The sequence below is a fragment of the Gilliamella sp. Bif1-4 genome (assembly GCF_001690535.1).
GTDB classification, from domain to species: Bacteria; Pseudomonadota; Gammaproteobacteria; order Enterobacterales; family Orbaceae; genus Gilliamella; species Gilliamella bombi.
The window spans coordinates 95966-111551 of sequence record NZ_LZHC01000062.1; the positions used below are offsets into that span (position 1 = coordinate 95966).

Consider the following 15586-nt stretch of genomic DNA (forward strand, 5'->3'; position numbering starts at 1 on the left):
TCAACGTCTATTTAGCTTGCCACCCGGGCGTGTTTGCTCATCAAGAATTGCTAGTACTGACTGTTTTATCATATTTCCGACCGCTTTTCCGTCGTCTTCAGATAAACCACCGTTACCAACATTTACAGGCACGTTTACAGTTATATTACCTGCTGATTTATTCGATGTTTGCAAGAAGTTCTTTAAGTCAGCATTTGTTCTATCATCTATTACCCGCTCACCTTTTTTAAGTAACCATGTACCATCTTCTGGAATGTGATCAATACCACTATGAGCCATACCAGTTAGTGTTTGAGCTGCGATCATGCCAACCGATGCATATCCAAGACCTCGTGTAATTCCAGACATAACACCAGTCGGATCAAACTCTAATGCTTTAGTGGCTGCTACTTCGGTACTGATTATCGATTGCGCAATAGCTGAGGCTTTACTAGCAAGAAACATAACTTTGTATGCAGCAGATGATTCGCCTGCGGTTTCCTTGAACATATCAGCAATCGAGCCTGTTAATGATGAGAATGTGCCGAGTGTTGCGAGTGTATATGCAGACTGAATATCCTTTTGCTTTTGTTGCATAGTTTCTTCAATTTTTACGACGGCATCAGCATATTCTTGCTGACTAATTAGCTTTTGTGCTAATAAGTCGTTTTGAATTTGTAGCTGTTGCTCATTCCAGTCTCGCAGCTTTTTATCATCCTCCGCTACATTCAGTAAATCACTACCTAAACCGTTGTAAGAGTTGTGATAGCTGAATGTTGGTGCTGATTCAGCGGCTTTTTTAGCCATTCTATTAAGCAGTTCTTCACGTTCTTTTAATGATAGATTTGCTTTTTCGATAATCGATAAATGCTGCTTGTAAGTATCTAGCTGTTGCTCCGCTGGAGTGCGCAAAGAATCCATAATTGATTTATATTCTTTTTGCGCATTTAGCCGATCAAGCTCAATAGCTTTTGTTTCTAACGCTTTCTTTTGAATATCAGTTAGCTTACTTAATTCCCCTTCCGCTAATTGCCTGCGTATTTTTTGTAGCTCAGTGATATCAGTGTAAGCGTTGATCTGACTATTTAGTTTGTCTAACTGCGACTTATACAGCTCTGCTGCGCTCTTGATCGTTTTTGAGTGTTTGAAGCCCTCTTGTAGCTTGAAGCTTTCACGTAGATTTTTTGTATATAATCTAAGCTTTTCAGTAAGTACATCTGACATTTCAGCAGATACTTGCTGATTAGTTGCTAAATTAAACAAATCATCTGCATGTTCAAGTGCAGCATCTCCTGCCGCTCGTTGTAGCCCAGCAAGCACAAATGCCGCCTCTGCTCCACTTTCTGACTTAGCTCTGTTTACATCAAGTTGCTGACTAAGTACACCGAGCTGGTTTTCTAAATTCGGAAAATCAGCAGCATCAAGCGTTTTTACTTCTTTAGCTGTTTCAGCCGAGGCTTTGCCCACCGCATCCATTTTTTCTTTGTTTTCTGCTAGCTTCTGAGCATTTTCTAACAGAGCAGTAGTAATATTCCCAATTAGTGTCTTGAATTGTTCGCCGCCTGCTGTTGCTGATGTAAATTTCTGCCCAGCTTCAAATAGCTTCTCGCCAAATTCTTTTGATGTTATTTCTCCCTCTTTTAGCTTATTTTTGAGCGAATCAATTTCATTCACATACTCATCAATAGCTTGTTTATTAGATGGTGACAAATAAAGCGTCACACCCGAATATCCAGCGGGTAAAATGTCAGTTAATTTATCCGTTAATTTATCTTTAATATCAGAAATATTAATATCGATATCTTTTGTATTAATATCGATTTCTGCTTGCAGTCCCGTTGTTATGTTTAACTGTCTTGATTTGTCGAGTTCTTTAAACTTAGCGAGTAGTTGATCAACGGGTAATTGTAATTCCTCAAGCGGTTTTTTAGCTTTATCTGCGCCATCCCCCATCATTAAAAAACCAGCGCCCACCGATAACAATGTTGTAGCTAAGCCAAGTGGACCACCCAGCATACCTAATAAACCGCTGCCTGCACGGGATAACAAATTAAACTTACTAGTTAGTGCGTTTACTTTTGTTTGTGCAGCAGCTAGCGCATTATTTGCTTGTGTTTGACGATTAATAGCTGCTGTTAAATTGTTTTGCGCAACAAGACTTGCTTTTAAACCAACCGCACGTTGTGCTTCAAATCGAGCAGCATTTACTTCTGCAACCGCTTTTAATTGCAAGCTTTTAACAGCTGCTAGTTGTGCTTGGGCTTGAGATATTTGTGCTGCTCTGTTTGCTAATGTTGTTTTTGTTGCATTAAAAACAGATAGCGAAAGTCCGCTAAAATATCGTGATAATCCTGCGGCAGTTAAAACTGCGCCAGCACCAGTAATCAAATGAATATTGTCCGCAACGACTTTCAAACCACTAGCAACACTTTGTGTAATCCCCATGTTGCTATTTATCTTACCGATTAACGATTCGAAGCTGTTTAAAACTTGAGTAAAACCATCTTTTACGGTATTACCCATGCCGTCCGCCATGGCGCCCGTTTCGTCTTTCACCTTTATCATTGCATCTGCTAATTGACGCATTGATATTTGACCACTCATACCGAGTTGCTTTATGACCTTTTCGGCTTTACCTGTTGAGTTTGTAAGTGCTGTAACAACATTTGGCGTTGATGCCATTATCGATTTCCAGTCGTTACTGCTAACTTTCCCTGTGATCATCGATTTAGTTATTGCGTTAATGCTGGTTGATACTTTATCTGCAGAAGTCGCATTTATAGTATAGCTGTTTGACATAGCCTCGATAAAGTCGATCGTGTCGTTTGTGCTATAACCCAGATCACGCATTGATGATGCCGTTGCAATGTATAGTTCTTGTGAATCTTCAATTGCTTTAGCATTACGATTACTAATTTCAAGCAAGCGACTTTGCACTTGCTCATAATTATCAGCTGAACCCTCGACAGATGTAATAGCCATTCTAATACGAGCAGCCATTTGCCCCCAGTCATCCGCCATGTTTACAATGCTAGTAAATGCAAAGCCTCCAGCGAACGCTGTAGCCACGCTTAAAGCTGATGATTTTAGCTGAGTTAATTGCATGTTCATTGCTTGAACTGAGCGATTATTACTAGCAATGTATGCATCAAACCGCTTTGAACGGTCTTCCATTGTTTTATAATAATCTGTACCAAGTCGTGATGCTCGACTCATTTCTCGTTGATATGATGATGAGTCGGCTGTAACTCGGATTGCCAATTCTCGCAATGTTGCCATAATTATTTCCCAAGTAAATTTGATAGCGCGTCAAATATGCTGACAGGCTCTTTCTTCTCTTCTTTGAATTTAAGTAAACAGTCCTCAAACTCGACTTTTGCACCTTGTGAGCGATAGATAGCTGATGCGACTTGTGCGGCGTGCCAGTCGTGGCGTTCGTCGCCGATCGGGTTTAATTTGTCGAATGCGACCCAGTAGTAAAATTCCCTTACTGATAGCGTTTGCTCAAGCTCGGCAAGAGTTTTACCGAGCCTTAATGCTAATTTAAGCTTAAAAAACAGCTCAGGATCGCTTTCTACTTTTTTTCAGCCTCTTTTATCGGCTCGCTTTTCAAGCCGAGCAGATTAAAAGCCTCATTGACTAATCGAGTATGAACAGGACCGTAACTTTTTACTAAATCATCAATATCATTGCTGAAAACAAAATCACCTTTATCATCAAGCAGCACCGTTGCAAATAGCGTTGCTTCCGCTTTAATGTTTAACAAATCTTTTTCGTGATCAGTTAGTTTTTCATTATCTGTGATATCTTTGATTGTCTTAATATACCGATTAAAATCGGTGTGTAGTGGCTCACGAATAGTAACCGCCACACCCCATTCTTCAACCCGAACCTTTTTTGTACGAAAGCCTGAGTTTTTTGCTGTGATAATTTGTTTTAAATTCATTATTTTTGTCCTTGATTAACAGACGGAGCATTAAAAACGAACTTACCTTTTACTTTGAATGAGAAAGAGCCAGTTACCACGCCATTTTTTGCACCTTTGAACTCGTAACTCGTTACACGTGCAATCCAGTCGATTGAACTACCGTCTTCATATTTGATCTGGAATGCGTAGTTATCTCCCGTGTCGTACGATTTGCGTAATACTTGCTGTGCAGAATTACCAATAACAAAGTTAGCGTTCATTGAAACCGTTGCCTCGGCAGGTAAGCCGCTGATAGTTTCTTTTGTGATTGATGAAAGTGTCGATACGTCGATTTCTTCACCCTCAGGCGCTGTCATTGAGTAATCGGTCACAGTGCATTCTAGACTAAGTTTTGCTGTTGCTTGCGCAATAAATTTAAGGGACGGATCTTTACTAACAAAAACACCAACATCTCTGGTTTTTGTGTATTCACTTTGTACTTGTTGAACTTCTGGCATATTAATATCTCCAAAAATAAAAAAACCACAATTAAGCGGCATAAAATGGTTAAATAGGTAATTATTGAATGTAAAATTCTAACGTTGAGCGATAAAGCTCTGTTTCGGTTTCATAGTCTTGGCGACTAGTGATATTGAATGGTTTTAATGGTTTCAGTTTTTCGTACGCTTGTTGTTTAATGGTTTCAGCTTCGAGCAATGTTTTAGCGTAGATATCAACTTGAAAACAATACTCAACAGATGATTGGCCACTCATAACATCGTCGTAAACTTCTGAAACTTTTGTGTAGCACAAGTATGGTGGGCTAGTTCCTTGTTGTGCAATTAATGGACTTACCCGTCCGTCGCACAAAATTTTTAGTGCGTTATTAATTTTAATTTCTATCATTTTGAGAAAATCTCATCGATATCTTTTAAAAACTGTTCAAATGCAGCATCTTCTGCCTTTTTTACATTTGCATCGAACGTAGGACGAACAAAAGGCTTGGCTGACATTTTCGATGAACCATTTTCTAAGATCCACCACCAAAAAGGCGTCCATCTTTTTACTACAGAACCTTCGCCATTTTTCAGTTTTTTAACGACTCGTACTTTTTTAAATTTAATTCCTGCAATTGCGTTTTTACCTCTAACTGCGTCAACTGAAATCGATTTTTTGAGGCGCCCAGTTCTGACAGGAGCACTTGCACGAATAGCATCACGAAAAACAACAGCACCGGCACGCACAGCCTTTTTTGAAACTTTTCGTTGCTCTGCTTTTGACAGTAATTTAAAGTCCGCTTCAAGCTCTTTAAATCCAGCTATTGATAACGTGGGTTTAATCATAACGTACGCCTTTTTGGCAGGGTAATTCAAGCCTTGTCCTTTTTACGTCTTCAAGCACCGCTTTAATATCGTAATAAGTTCCATTACACAGCACACGCATATCAGCAGTAATATCTTTTCTGTACCGAATTAAGATTTTACAATCTGTTTGCGTTTGTTCAGCTTGTGAGCTTTGATACTCTTTTCCCGACACGTCACGAATTTCAGCTCGTACAGTGCACACATCGACCCATTTATTAACTAGTTGTCCCAGTTCGTCTGTACGATTGATTTGCTTCTGAAAAGTTACTTGGTTACGTAATTTGCCTGACTGCATACTAAACACCTATATGAATTCGATATGGGTTTAACAATCGTTCAAATCCATATTTAACATTTGATGAATTTGCGGTGCTGGTTTCTTCTCTATTTTCATAAAGATGTCCCAATAATAAAAGAACAGCGGATTTAAAACTTGAATTGACTAACATCGGACGATCTCCTGCTTTATTTGAAAAAACAGCTTGTTTTAGTTCGTCATCTGTTGCGTAAACTTGTCGCTCCAAGAAATTAATTGCTTGTTCCTCTGCGGCATCAAGCTTTAATTGAATATCAGCATCATCAAAATTATGGTCAATGCGCAGATGTAATTTTGCTTCATCAAGCGTTATCAGTGACATCTTTTTTAGCCTTTTTTTTCGTGTTAGGTTGAGAGGCTTTATCAGCATTAGAAGACAGCTGATCTTCTTCCGTGTTAACATTGTCTTTCTCGTGATAGTGTTTAACCATGCCATTTGATACAAAATAGGACAGGTCTAATTTATCAACTTCAAACGGTGGCGATTGAGGTGTTCTGATTGTTCCGCCGTAATCAAAACTTTTTAAAGCAATTACTTTTATTTTTTCCATAGCAAATAAAGGCGAGTTGCCTCGCCATTCTCCTTTACACTGTTGGTGTTACTTCACCCGTTACAAATGCTTCTGGGCGATATACAGCTAATGCTAATCGCTCTTCGGCTCGAATGGTGATCATGTTATTTTCAAAGTCTTTGTCATTCTCTGTAGAAATCAAGACTTCCATATCCATTCTGTCAAAAATTTGAGCTGCCATATTGAATGCACCCACTAGGAAATTATTTGCGTTCATAGCTTGGGTTTCTACAACGGGCAAATTCCAAAGTCGAGGAGTTGTGCCGTCCATTGGATTGCCGATGATATAACGACCTTCGTTATCTTTTGTCAGCTCAATACCTGCCCAATCAATTGGGTTTAAAACAATACCATTTGATGGGAATTCAGCTAAAACAGCTTGAAGTAAAGCTAAGCGAATGCGATCAATTGCGGTTGCATTGGCAACAGATAATGACGGAGTAAAACTTGAGGCTTGAGGAACAATACCAAGAATATTAGAGCCAGAACCATTGCCAAATAATAATTGCTTTTCTTCTGCTAGCTGTAAACCATTACGTGCTCGCCCGTCGATGTAACTAATCAATCCAGAAACATCGTCTAAAATCTGACGGGAGGCTTTAAATAAGTGTGCAACAGTGCGTACTGGTGAATTAACTAATCCGAACGTAATGTCAGAATAAGGCTTTGCCATACTCTCACCAACAGTTGTTGCATTATTTGTAAATCCAGTTTCTCGGACAAATTCAATTGAGTTTGAGTTAGTGGTTCCCGGAATCAATAAATCACGGATTGTCATACGGCGTACTGGCGGTGCAATAATCCCAGCTTGGCGATCTGGAGCCACAATATTCGTTGTTGTGGTCGTAATCGCCGAACGGGGAGCGTTCACTCGTACTGAACCTCGGAACGACGCGTTCATATTAGCATTTTTAAATGATTCGCTTTCAACAACCATTTTCCCGAGTGATTGAACAGATTCTTTTGGGTTATCTTGTGGTCGTTCAAGCTTTTGCGTAATATCATTTAACTTAGCTTGTAATTCATTGAATTTAGCTAATGCTGTGTCTGCTTTCGCCTTTGATTCTTCGCTTAACTGCTGGTGCGCTTTAATTTCTTTTTCAGATTTCTCAGCATAACTTTTTAATGTGTCACCAACGCTTTTGAGATCAGCTTGGACTTGTTTATACTCTTGTTCTAATTGTGTTAAATCTGTCATTTTAAAATACCTTTTAGTGAATTTGATAATTTTGCTGTAGAGCCAAACTCTACGTTTATTTGAACATCAGAAGCAGCGCACGGCGTGCTTTCGCTAGCAGCGCCAGACATGCTAGTTTTTAGTTCTTGAATGAATTTTCGACGCTCCGTTCTCGGTAATTGAGCCTTGGCGAGCAGGGCGTCTAATTTTTTGATTGATGAATTCGGATCGGATTCTTTTTGTTTTGTTACGATATCAGCAGGTAATAATGAATCAGCAAAACCTTGCTTGACCGCATCATTACCGACGATGTAAGTTTCTTTATCCATCATCGATATAATTAGGTCTTTATCCAATCCAGATCTAATTACGTAAATATCTGACATAGCTAAATCAAATGGTTCGATTGTTTCCGCCACTTCTCGTAAATCATGGCGATTTCCTACAGCGTGTAGCCAGCAATTATGAATCATTAAAAAGCCTGCTCTAGCTATTTGCAAGTCATCCCCAGCCATTGCAATTATTGACGCGGCCGATGCAGCAATGCCGATTATTTTTACCGTGACTTTCCCGCCGTGATTACGAAGAAGGTTATATATGGCAAAACCTTCAAACATATCACCGCCGGGTGAATTGATGTAGACAGTGACATCCTGCTCATGCCCTATCTGACGAAGAGCCGCAGCAATTCGTTTTGCAGTCACGCCCTCGCCGGTCCAATAATCAAGACCAATAGGATCTAAAATAGATATTGTGTTATCTTCTTCTATTTCGGCTCTAATCCCTGATTCCCATTTATTTAAAGCATTTGCGCTCAAATCAAAGGCAATAGGAATCTTTTGCAGCGACTGTGGCGCTACAGGTAAGTTTTGTTTTTTCATTGATATACCTTAGTTTTTAGATTTTCCAAGCGCATCAATTGGCGCCATTGCGGTTTGAATTGTTAATACGTCAGCATTACCACCTCGTTTTGGCAGGTTTTCTTTTACTCGTACTTCATCACGTGTGTAAATACCGTTGTTAACCATAGCTGAATAAAAGCTAGCTCTAGCAGAGCTATCGCCCTTTAATAAACCATCAAGACTAAATTCAGAATAATATTTACTACGATCTTCCGGAGACAATAGTCGTTTATTAATGGATTGTTGAATTCTTGTTATCCAAGGGTTTAAATTAAATGTAACAAACGCTATCATTTGTTGTTCTAACCCCGATCCCCAGCTAGTATTTTTCTCTGTGTACCCAATCATCCACGGCGGAACGCGGAACCATCTGCAAATTTCTTCAATACTAAACTTTCTAGATTCAAGTAATTGCGCATCCTCAGGACTAATACCAATTTGTTTTGCTTCTAATCCGTACTCTAAAATTGGAGATTTTCCAGCGTTCATTGCGCCAGATATTTCGCGTACGCTTGTTCTAAACTCTTCGCGTTGTTCTTTCTTGATGATTTTATCTGTAGAAAATGCAACGGTGGGCATTAATCCGTTTTTAAACGTGCTGTTTGCTGCGGTATCAGCAGATATTGCCGAACCGATTACATTGGCCCCGTACTGAATTGGTGAAATACCTGTAATACCGTCTAATGTAAATGCCTTTGTGTGGAACATGTCATTTTCAGATATTATCCTAGTGCTATTTTTATTAGAATAGCGATATCTCAGGCTTCCATCATCTTGTATTTGAGTCTCTATAGATTGCGGAAGCAAGAAGTTTATTGAAGAAACTTTATTAGCAGTCCTTTTTATTTCAGCGTAAGCGTTTCCTCTCAGTAGCATTGCCGCTAATTCAATTTGCCAAAATTCAAATGGTGTATTGTTATAATTTGGGCTTGAATGTAAAACATCTTGTAACTGATGTTCACTTGCAACTCTACGACCCCCATCTGGCAATCGTTCATAAAGATTTAACGGTAATGTTGAAACGGTGTCCGAAATAAGCCCAACACATGCCCACACCGCCGATAATCTCAATGATTTATCTACAGATACATTTTGCCCGCTTGCTGATTGCCAACCAAAAAAATTTGCCCAGAATTCACTATCAGAGGGTCTAATAACATTACCGCCAGTATCCAATACTTCGCTTCTCGGTGGCTTAAAAGAATCACTAAGAACCTGAAAGAAATTTTTAGCCATTTGTTAAGCCTCTTTTAATGAAATAAGCCGTTATGAACGAGCATAAAGAGGCTGTTAAAATTGAATACTGATATCCGAATATTAGATATGCAGCAATAATCAGCAATACAAAGCCAAATAAGCTAAAAGCCATGAATAAAATTAATGCTAGTTTCATATTATTAATACGTCCTTAAATGCTGCTTCAATATCTTCATCTTCGTTATCTTCAATGTCCGCTATCATTACACCAATACTCATTAACATACTGACCAAATAGTCAATTTTGTCAGCCGATTTCTTTTTATCTGGGGCCATATTCAAGTTTGGATCTCGCCTCGCCACCATGTTTGACGCGCACCATCTAAGCACAGGATTACCTCCGTGATGTAATTTTCCTGACACATAATAAATTTCAGTCGCTTGCATAGCTGGATGATAAGATTTTGTACCTTGTATAAATTGAATCATTGGTACATTTTCGGCGACAAGATTGTTAACTAACGTTTGTGCATTCCATGAGTCATAAGCTATGTTTACTATATTGAATTTATTAAATAATTCCAATATATCTGATTCAATTACAGTATAATCAGTTACATCGCCTTCTGTTTGCTTGATATAGCCTTTTTCAACCCAACCCGCATACGGCACTGTACCCCTTTCTGTTCGATAACTTATTGCTGATGTTGGGCACCAACCCCAGTTATAAGTATAAATTTCACCGTCAATATTCCACGTCAAACTTAGCGACGTTAAATCACTTGTTGAGGCTAAATCGAGACCACCATAACACGGGTAATCTTTTAGAAATTCCAAATCCACTTGCCCGTCACATTTATCCCATTTCCTTAAATCTATCCATATATCAGCGGCTGATGATGGTTTGTTAAGCCTCTTGATTCTAAACTCTGCCATTTTAGATGGCATTTGCTTAGCTTCAATCGCAGCTTTTTTTATCTCATCAAGTAAATAAGGGTTTATGTCAATAAACGGACTCGCTTTTATCCATGACTCAGGATTTAATTCTTCATCGTCATCATCTAGCGCATAAAAAACCACCAAGAAGTGATCCGCTTCATCCTTAAAACTACCTTTCAACAAATCCTGTGCAAATTTTCTTATTTCTTGCCATGGTCCAGCATTAACATAACCCTCTGTTGTCGTGTATAAAATAAGTGGATTTGCTCTAGCGCCTAACGCTGACTGTAAGACATTTAATAAATCAGCCGTTTTATGTGCATGAATTTCATCTATCCCAATGTGTGATGGATTTAAGCCATCTTGTGTTGATGCTTTTGCGTGAATTGGTTTGAAGCTTGAGTTTGTTTCAAATCTAGATATCGATTTCGACCAACATTCAAGCCCGAACGCTTCTCGCATATCGAATGTTTTCTCAACCATTATTTTAGCTGTATCGAAAATTATTCGCGCTTGTGGAAATGTTGTTGCCGCACTAATTACCTCCGCTCCATTCTCTGGCTCACAACAAAGACAATAAAGCAAGATTCCTGCTGATAATGTGCTTTTTGCATTTTTACGAGCAACAGCAAACAGCGCAGACGAAAACCTGCGAGGATAAAACTTATCATCATCAGCCCAATCTTTTATTTTGATAAAAGTCTTTTTTCTGAATCCAAATAATTGAACCACAAAAAATATATGTGATGGATGTAAAACTATAGTAGGTGGGTCCCAGTTACCCTTAGCGTGTGGTAATTTTTCTAAAAAATCGCACGCATCTTTTGCATGCCACTCATCAAAAAAAAACGGACAATTTTTTTTGTCGGCTCTCTTTAAATCATCTAAAAATCGCTTGGCTGCTTGCCTGATCAGTTTGCAATATTTCTCACGCTTTTTATCTTTTATCGCGTCAGTTGCATAATCAATCGCTATCTGAACATAATCACGCATAATTTAACTCGCTTTTCGTTTCCCATTGCCTGCAAATTTATTACCAGTATTTTTATCGTTCTGCGCCGTTACCTTGCTACGACTTGCAGGTGTCATACCAAATTCTGAAAATAATGCTTTCAATGCTTGATGCTCTGATGCTGTGATCTCCATGTCAGCTTTTGCTTTTTTTCTAAACATTTGCCACGCAACGCATAGTTGTTCAAGCGGGTACAAATCAACCACTTGCAATACTTTTGTATTTACCAGTTGTGGACCTAAATTATTCCACATTTGAATACCATCGATATTTAAATGAAGTGGCGCTTCGGGAAAATCATCAATTAAATCAAATTTAGGTACATCTTGAATTTCTCGATCGGGGCGGTCGGTACCTGCGATCACCTTTAAATTGGGATCAGTCCGTTTTCTGCCCATGTTACATCCTCCTAAAAATCGGATTATTAATTTTGACGGTGTGAAAATTTGATTAGGCGGTCGGTGTCCATCTAAAAAGTTATAGACTTTTAACCCACCCCCTCCTTCTTTTTAGTCTTCGTGCGGCTTTCTTTTGCTGTTTTCTTCTTATGGCATTCACTATTAATAGCTCGTAGGTTGGTTTCATCATCTGTGCCACCTTTGAACAACGGAATGATATGGTCAACCTCATTAGCAACCTTAATCAATCCTAATCGTGTACAATCATCGCATTGACAGAGATAGTTATCCCTTTCAAGAATCGCTATGCGTAATCGCCTCCATGGTCTGCCACCTCTTCCATTTCCCCATGTTTGTTTAACGCTAACTTTAGCTGTATTGTTTTTGCGATGAGGATTAAATATTTTTGGAGCAATTGGCATAATTAGGCTTTGATGTTGACGTTTATATTAATGACGAAATTCATTATCAGTCCTGATAGTTGTTGAATTCTTTCTTGTTACTCTTGTTATTCAATTCAATATCAATCGGATTGTTAACCGCTTCACTATCTAAGTAAAAATCAACATATATGCGAGGCGGTTGATTGGGTTTTGTCTCGATACTAACAGCTACTTGATTAGTTAAAAGCTGTCCATCTACTGCAATACCGTAACCATAAAACCTACCGTGCTTATATAAATGGGCTAATTGAATTTGTTTCATTTCTCTTTACCTCGGCGAACATGATTAACCTAGAAGTTAATGATATGTAACTGCTGATTTTGTTTCTTTCTCTTCTAAATTCATTAGCATGAAATCACTCATTAGATTGTTTAATTTATCTATGCCAGATTGATTTAAATAAAAGGTAGTGCCGATTTTTAATGAACAGCCCTCTTTTGTTTTATTCATATCAATCATTGAACCATACATACACATGCGTTCAAATTCTGAAAGCTCTCGTTCATAGAATCCTTCCAAAAAAGACGCTAGGCTGTCGGGTTCTAATTCCAAGTTTCCTAGATGATGTTTGAAAATATTATCGCCATTTATTCTAATTAGATGTTCTACATATGAGATGCTAACAATGCGAGCGTAAAAAATAGGGTTTTTATTATTATCCATGATAGTTACCTTTATGCTGCCAATATAAATTTAATCTGTCCCTGCGTATTAAATATTGTTGAGCATCGAGCCTCGAAATCTTTGTAATCAATACAGCCTTTTGCAATTGTTGTTATTGCGATAAGCTGATCCTCTACCGCTTTTAGCGCTTCTGGCTTTAAGAACTGATGAATTTTTTCACCTTTCTTTGTGCGCTCTTTGATGCTTTGATAAACCTTTTTAGGTAGTACAACACCATAAACCCACTTCTGGGTTATCAGTCCAAATAATGATGGACAACCGCCAATATGATTATTGAATGGCAAGTTAGTCATTTTTGATAATGCTTGATAAAAAGGTTGTTGGAATCGTTTTTCCCATGTTTGAGGCTCTTTATGAGTTAGTATTGCTAATACTTGCTCATCTGTATAAGTAACAACTTGAGAACGAATAAGCTTATCAATTTGCTCATCACACCATATTTCAAAATCCACAGACAGCCACCGGGCAAATCGAACGGCTAATTTAGGATGAATCCAAGTACCACCACCACGATCCTTTCTGGCTCGGCTAGTTTTTACATACGGGATTTTCTGGTATGTAGATTCTAAAGCATTGATATAATTAACTGTATCGGGAAGAATTAGCCAGTCATTTGGACGTTTACCAAATTTTGACGCAGCTTCTGTAGCGTTAATCCAACCATCATCGTTAAAACCAACTTGATGACCGTTAAAATCAAATTTAATAATATTCATATTATGTCCTTTATAGAATGAGCCTAAGTCACACAGAATAAACAGCCCCAAGAGTTCAGACATTAGCTGTCATTCTCTCAGGCTCATTCTGTAAAGCTCTTGGTTAATATTTGCCGTGTGATGGCATTATGATTGATTAAAAATTGAATTGGGTTTGTGGTGTTTCAAACATTTCAGGCATAAAAAAACCGCACGAGGCGGTTTGATTAAATATGCAGTTATTTTTTATAACTGCCCGGGTATTTTTATAGTTTATGCGGTAAAAGTGAATGATTATTTATACAGGTAGTTAATTGAAAAACTATTAATGAGGAGTATCTAAGTTAGTAGTTTTAAGGGGATATGGTTTCTAAGTTTGGCGACCGTGAACCAACTCCCCCTAGTACGAAGAAATTAAACATGATACGGATAAAAATGTAACAAATTGTTTAATAAGTGAGTTACCCTAAGATCATTTGGATAATAACTTACTTTTCCCTAATTAGCAATACAATAACTAATAATTAATTTCTCTTATCGCCCTTTTATCCGCATTACACTGCCTAAGTTCGTTCAATAATTCAGTGTACAAAACTGGACATTGTCCCCAAGTGATTCGCTTATCAATATAAGGCTCGTTATTTGGTTGTGTCAGCGAAGCAGGGATATTGCATTGATAAACGTACTCAGTTTTTACCGTTCCGCATCCAGTCAGACACGTTACTAGGCATAAAATCATTAGCACATTGATTATTTTTAAGCGCATCTTTCATTTGCTCTTGAAGTTGTTTAATTGACATAGCGTCTTGAGCTTTTTCTTGCTCTCGTTGCGCTATAATTTGATTGTTTTTAGCAATATCCTGGTTCAACTGTTCGATTTTTCCGAACAGTTCAGCGTTATCTTTTTGTAGCAGTTTCTTCTCTTGATAATTGTTGTAACCGAAGTGGACAGCAAAGACAAAAGCGGCAACGATTAATGCTATGCTCGCCATACTTGATTTATTCATAACGATGTAACTCCACACCTCAGGACAGACAAATTTTGTATATAAACAAAAAAAACCAACGGTAACAATTGTAGCCACAAGCCACGAAACGCACTCTACTATAAGCACTTCTAGTGAATTGCGCTCGGTTTCTAGCGCTATTTCGTAATTATGTCCTGAAGCTAAAACATATTTACTTTTTACTTTTGACAATTTGAACATGATGAATCACTCAACAATAACGATACAAATAAAAACCAACCCCAGCCATTCACATCATTAACAGCCATTATTGAAGCGATAATGAAGCATAAGATAGACATAACGCCTTCTCCTTTTCTCGTCTGATTACTAAGCCATTCAAAACCTTACCACCTGCCTTGTTCCACCTTGGAAACTCATTACAAGCCGCTTTATAATCGCCGTTGTTCAGATGTTTATACATTGTTGAAGTACGCATCTTTGTGCACCCAACATTAAATGTAATCGAAGTAACGGAATCAAAAACAGACTGTGGTAGATGAAAACCGTTAGCGTAGCGATTAACACACATTTCTGCTGTTTTGATATCATCTACCCAGCGCTTAGCTATTTCAGCATCTGAGTAGATTCGTTGTTCAATATTGTTACCCGTTGAGCCAATGCCAACCGTTAATATGTTAGCTGGACAATAATAAGGCTCTCGTACACATGATTCAGCATTACCGATTATTTCTAATCCGACTTTGCTTGTTCTGATTTCATCCTGATAATTAGCAAGAACAATAGCAATTATTGCTGAAACACTACAAATCGCACTCGTCGCTATTTTTGTTGTGTTTTTCATAGTATTGCTCTCTCAATTTTTTTTTATGATAAAAATCACGACGCTTATACAGCCAATTAATAATAAATGTCGCTATTGATAAAATGATACCGACAATAATGGCTATATCGTTTAAGCTAAGCGCACCTAAAAGCGTGCATATAGCTCCCCAGAAATACGAAATCGGTGAAGTGTATTTTTCCATGATG

The 15586-nt window shown here is 38.2% G+C and carries 23 protein-coding genes; 1 reads left to right on the forward strand and 22 read right to left on the reverse strand.

Annotated elements, in window-relative coordinates:
* Both A9G25_RS09900 and A9G25_RS13420 read right to left on the reverse strand, forming a co-directional pair.
* Nucleotides 1-3258: a tape measure protein gene (locus A9G25_RS09900; RefSeq protein WP_065626778.1), complete on the reverse strand. Its 3258-nt coding sequence runs from the start codon at nucleotides 3256-3258 to the stop codon at nucleotides 1-3.
* 2 nt (nucleotides 3259-3260) lie between these two features.
* Nucleotides 3261-3425, reverse strand: a complete 165-nt coding sequence (locus tag A9G25_RS13420) for a phage tail assembly protein T (protein WP_442902711.1) — start codon at nucleotides 3423-3425, stop codon at nucleotides 3261-3263.
* Between A9G25_RS13420 and A9G25_RS13225 the strand changes: the two genes are divergently transcribed.
* Nucleotides 3383-3526, forward strand: coding sequence for a hypothetical protein (locus A9G25_RS13225; RefSeq protein WP_255307112.1), 144 nt, complete (start codon nucleotides 3383-3385; stop codon nucleotides 3524-3526). The genes A9G25_RS13420 and A9G25_RS13225 overlap by 43 nt on opposite strands.
* Nucleotides 3527-3553: 27 nt before the next feature.
* Here the strand turns inward: A9G25_RS13225 and A9G25_RS09905 are convergent, their stop codons facing one another.
* The 20 genes from A9G25_RS09905 to A9G25_RS13430 form a co-directional block, all read right to left on the reverse strand.
* On the reverse strand, nucleotides 3554-3925 hold the full coding sequence (locus A9G25_RS09905; RefSeq protein ID WP_065626779.1) for a phage tail assembly chaperone: 372 nt from the start codon (nucleotides 3923-3925) through the stop codon (nucleotides 3554-3556).
* Nucleotides 3925-4404 (reverse strand): phage tail tube protein, encoded by a 480-nt coding sequence (locus tag A9G25_RS09910; protein WP_065626780.1) that lies wholly within the window; start codon nucleotides 4402-4404, stop codon nucleotides 3925-3927. Before A9G25_RS09910 ends, A9G25_RS09905 begins: the two co-directional genes overlap by 1 nt.
* A gap of 61 nt (nucleotides 4405-4465) precedes the next feature.
* Nucleotides 4466-4792, reverse strand: coding sequence for a tail completion protein gp17 (gene gp17, locus A9G25_RS09915; protein WP_065626781.1), 327 nt, complete (start codon nucleotides 4790-4792; stop codon nucleotides 4466-4468).
* On the reverse strand, nucleotides 4789-5229 hold the full coding sequence (locus tag A9G25_RS09920; protein WP_065626782.1) for an HK97-gp10 family putative phage morphogenesis protein: 441 nt from the start codon (nucleotides 5227-5229) through the stop codon (nucleotides 4789-4791). Before A9G25_RS09920 ends, gp17 begins: the two co-directional genes overlap by 4 nt.
* Entirely contained in the window at nucleotides 5222-5545 is a 324-nt protein-coding gene (locus tag A9G25_RS09925; protein WP_065626783.1) for a phage head closure protein, read from the reverse strand. The genes A9G25_RS09920 and A9G25_RS09925 overlap by 8 nt, the downstream gene beginning before the upstream one ends.
* A gap of 1 nt (nucleotide 5546) precedes the next feature.
* Nucleotides 5547-5888 carry a head-tail connector protein gene (locus A9G25_RS09930; protein WP_065626784.1) on the reverse strand — a complete coding sequence of 114 codons (342 nt, stop codon included), beginning with the start codon at nucleotides 5886-5888 and terminating at the stop codon, nucleotides 5547-5549.
* The gene (locus A9G25_RS12875; protein ID WP_065582165.1) at nucleotides 5869-6117 is read right to left on the reverse strand and encodes a hypothetical protein; all 249 of its coding nucleotides are present in this window, start codon (nucleotides 6115-6117) and stop codon (nucleotides 5869-5871) included. The genes A9G25_RS09930 and A9G25_RS12875 overlap by 20 nt, the downstream gene beginning before the upstream one ends.
* 34 nt (nucleotides 6118-6151) lie before the next feature.
* Nucleotides 6152-7336, reverse strand: a complete 1185-nt coding sequence (locus A9G25_RS09940) for a phage major capsid protein (RefSeq protein WP_065626785.1) — start codon at nucleotides 7334-7336, stop codon at nucleotides 6152-6154.
* Nucleotides 7333-8196: a head maturation protease, ClpP-related gene (locus tag A9G25_RS09945; protein ID WP_065626786.1), complete on the reverse strand. Its 864-nt coding sequence runs from the start codon at nucleotides 8194-8196 to the stop codon at nucleotides 7333-7335. The genes A9G25_RS09940 and A9G25_RS09945 overlap by 4 nt, the downstream gene beginning before the upstream one ends.
* 9 nt (nucleotides 8197-8205) lie before the next feature.
* Nucleotides 8206-9393 carry a phage portal protein gene (locus A9G25_RS09950; RefSeq protein WP_218057602.1) on the reverse strand — a complete coding sequence of 396 codons (1188 nt, stop codon included), beginning with the start codon at nucleotides 9391-9393 and terminating at the stop codon, nucleotides 8206-8208.
* A gap of 213 nt (nucleotides 9394-9606) precedes the next feature.
* Nucleotides 9607-11346: a terminase large subunit gene (locus A9G25_RS09955; RefSeq protein ID WP_065626788.1), complete on the reverse strand. Its 1740-nt coding sequence runs from the start codon at nucleotides 11344-11346 to the stop codon at nucleotides 9607-9609.
* 3 nt (nucleotides 11347-11349) lie between these two features.
* On the reverse strand, nucleotides 11350-11763 hold the full coding sequence (locus A9G25_RS09960) for a P27 family phage terminase small subunit (protein ID WP_065626789.1): 414 nt from the start codon (nucleotides 11761-11763) through the stop codon (nucleotides 11350-11352).
* Between the two features lie 89 nt (nucleotides 11764-11852).
* Nucleotides 11853-12185 carry an HNH endonuclease gene (locus tag A9G25_RS09965; RefSeq protein WP_065626790.1) on the reverse strand — a complete coding sequence of 111 codons (333 nt, stop codon included), beginning with the start codon at nucleotides 12183-12185 and terminating at the stop codon, nucleotides 11853-11855.
* Between the two features lie 46 nt (nucleotides 12186-12231).
* Nucleotides 12232-12468 carry a hypothetical protein gene (locus tag A9G25_RS09970; protein ID WP_065626791.1) on the reverse strand — a complete coding sequence of 79 codons (237 nt, stop codon included), beginning with the start codon at nucleotides 12466-12468 and terminating at the stop codon, nucleotides 12232-12234.
* Between the two features lie 36 nt (nucleotides 12469-12504).
* Entirely contained in the window at nucleotides 12505-12870 is a 366-nt protein-coding gene (locus A9G25_RS09975) for a hypothetical protein (RefSeq protein ID WP_065590553.1), read from the reverse strand.
* 11 nt (nucleotides 12871-12881) lie between these two features.
* Nucleotides 12882-13607 carry a KilA-N domain-containing protein gene (locus A9G25_RS09980; protein WP_065626792.1) on the reverse strand — a complete coding sequence of 242 codons (726 nt, stop codon included), beginning with the start codon at nucleotides 13605-13607 and terminating at the stop codon, nucleotides 12882-12884.
* Between the two features lie 496 nt (nucleotides 13608-14103).
* The gene (lysC, locus tag A9G25_RS13425) at nucleotides 14104-14352 is read right to left on the reverse strand and encodes an Rz1-like lysis system protein LysC (protein ID WP_442903093.1); all 249 of its coding nucleotides are present in this window, start codon (nucleotides 14350-14352) and stop codon (nucleotides 14104-14106) included.
* Nucleotides 14273-14794: a DUF2570 domain-containing protein gene (locus A9G25_RS09985; RefSeq protein WP_065626793.1), complete on the reverse strand. Its 522-nt coding sequence runs from the start codon at nucleotides 14792-14794 to the stop codon at nucleotides 14273-14275. Before A9G25_RS09985 ends, lysC begins: the two co-directional genes overlap by 80 nt.
* 67 nt (nucleotides 14795-14861) lie before the next feature.
* Nucleotides 14862-15398: a lysozyme gene (locus tag A9G25_RS09990; RefSeq protein ID WP_065626794.1), complete on the reverse strand. Its 537-nt coding sequence runs from the start codon at nucleotides 15396-15398 to the stop codon at nucleotides 14862-14864.
* A complete protein-coding gene (locus A9G25_RS13430) occupies nucleotides 15358-15582 on the reverse strand; it encodes a phage holin family protein (RefSeq protein WP_081297227.1) in 225 nt (74 codons plus the stop codon). Before A9G25_RS13430 ends, A9G25_RS09990 begins: the two co-directional genes overlap by 41 nt.
* Nucleotides 15583-15586: the final 4 nt, after the last annotated feature.

What these genes read in the sequence shown, in the direction of transcription:
- A9G25_RS09940 (WP_065626785.1), bottom strand. Translation starts at nt 7,336, where the DNA reads ATGACAGATTTAACACAATTAGAACAAGAGTATAAACAAGTCCAAGCT.
- A9G25_RS09980 (WP_065626792.1), bottom strand. Translation starts at nt 13,607, where the DNA reads ATGAATATTATTAAATTTGATTTTAACGGTCATCAAGTTGGTTTTAAC.
- A9G25_RS09920 (WP_065626782.1), bottom strand. Translation starts at nt 5,229, where the DNA reads ATGATTAAACCCACGTTATCAATAGCTGGATTTAAAGAGCTTGAAGCG.
- A9G25_RS09955 (WP_065626788.1), bottom strand. Translation starts at nt 11,346, where the DNA reads ATGCGTGATTATGTTCAGATAGCGATTGATTATGCAACTGACGCGATA.
- A9G25_RS09930 (WP_065626784.1), bottom strand. Translation starts at nt 5,888, where the DNA reads ATGTCACTGATAACGCTTGATGAAGCAAAATTACATCTGCGCATTGAC.
- A9G25_RS09905 (WP_065626779.1), bottom strand. Translation starts at nt 3,925, where the DNA reads ATGAATTTAAAACAAATTATCACAGCAAAAAACTCAGGCTTTCGTACA.
- A9G25_RS09910 (WP_065626780.1), bottom strand. Translation starts at nt 4,404, where the DNA reads ATGCCAGAAGTTCAACAAGTACAAAGTGAATACACAAAAACCAGAGAT.
- A9G25_RS09985 (WP_065626793.1), bottom strand. Translation starts at nt 14,794, where the DNA reads ATGTTCAAATTGTCAAAAGTAAAAAGTAAATATGTTTTAGCTTCAGGA.
- A9G25_RS09945 (WP_065626786.1), bottom strand. Translation starts at nt 8,196, where the DNA reads ATGAAAAAACAAAACTTACCTGTAGCGCCACAGTCGCTGCAAAAGATT.
- A9G25_RS09925 (WP_065626783.1), bottom strand. Translation starts at nt 5,545, where the DNA reads ATGCAGTCAGGCAAATTACGTAACCAAGTAACTTTTCAGAAGCAAATC.
- A9G25_RS13430 (WP_081297227.1), bottom strand. Translation starts at nt 15,582, where the DNA reads ATGGAAAAATACACTTCACCGATTTCGTATTTCTGGGGAGCTATATGC.
- A9G25_RS12875 (WP_065582165.1), bottom strand. Translation starts at nt 6,117, where the DNA reads ATGGAAAAAATAAAAGTAATTGCTTTAAAAAGTTTTGATTACGGCGGA.
- A9G25_RS09970 (WP_065626791.1), bottom strand. Translation starts at nt 12,468, where the DNA reads ATGAAACAAATTCAATTAGCCCATTTATATAAGCACGGTAGGTTTTAT.
- A9G25_RS09960 (WP_065626789.1), bottom strand. Translation starts at nt 11,763, where the DNA reads ATGGGCAGAAAACGGACTGATCCCAATTTAAAGGTGATCGCAGGTACC.
- gp17 (WP_065626781.1), bottom strand. Translation starts at nt 4,792, where the DNA reads ATGATAGAAATTAAAATTAATAACGCACTAAAAATTTTGTGCGACGGA.
- A9G25_RS13225 (WP_255307112.1), top strand. Translation starts at nt 3,383, where the DNA reads ATGCGACTTGTGCGGCGTGCCAGTCGTGGCGTTCGTCGCCGATCGGGT.
- A9G25_RS09990 (WP_065626794.1), bottom strand. Translation starts at nt 15,398, where the DNA reads ATGAAAAACACAACAAAAATAGCGACGAGTGCGATTTGTAGTGTTTCA.
- A9G25_RS09900 (WP_065626778.1), bottom strand. Translation starts at nt 3,258, where the DNA reads ATGGCAACATTGCGAGAATTGGCAATCCGAGTTACAGCCGACTCATCA.
- A9G25_RS09975 (WP_065590553.1), bottom strand. Translation starts at nt 12,870, where the DNA reads ATGGATAATAATAAAAACCCTATTTTTTACGCTCGCATTGTTAGCATC.
- A9G25_RS09965 (WP_065626790.1), bottom strand. Translation starts at nt 12,185, where the DNA reads ATGCCAATTGCTCCAAAAATATTTAATCCTCATCGCAAAAACAATACA.
- lysC (WP_442903093.1), bottom strand. Translation starts at nt 14,352, where the DNA reads ATGCGCTTAAAAATAATCAATGTGCTAATGATTTTATGCCTAGTAACG.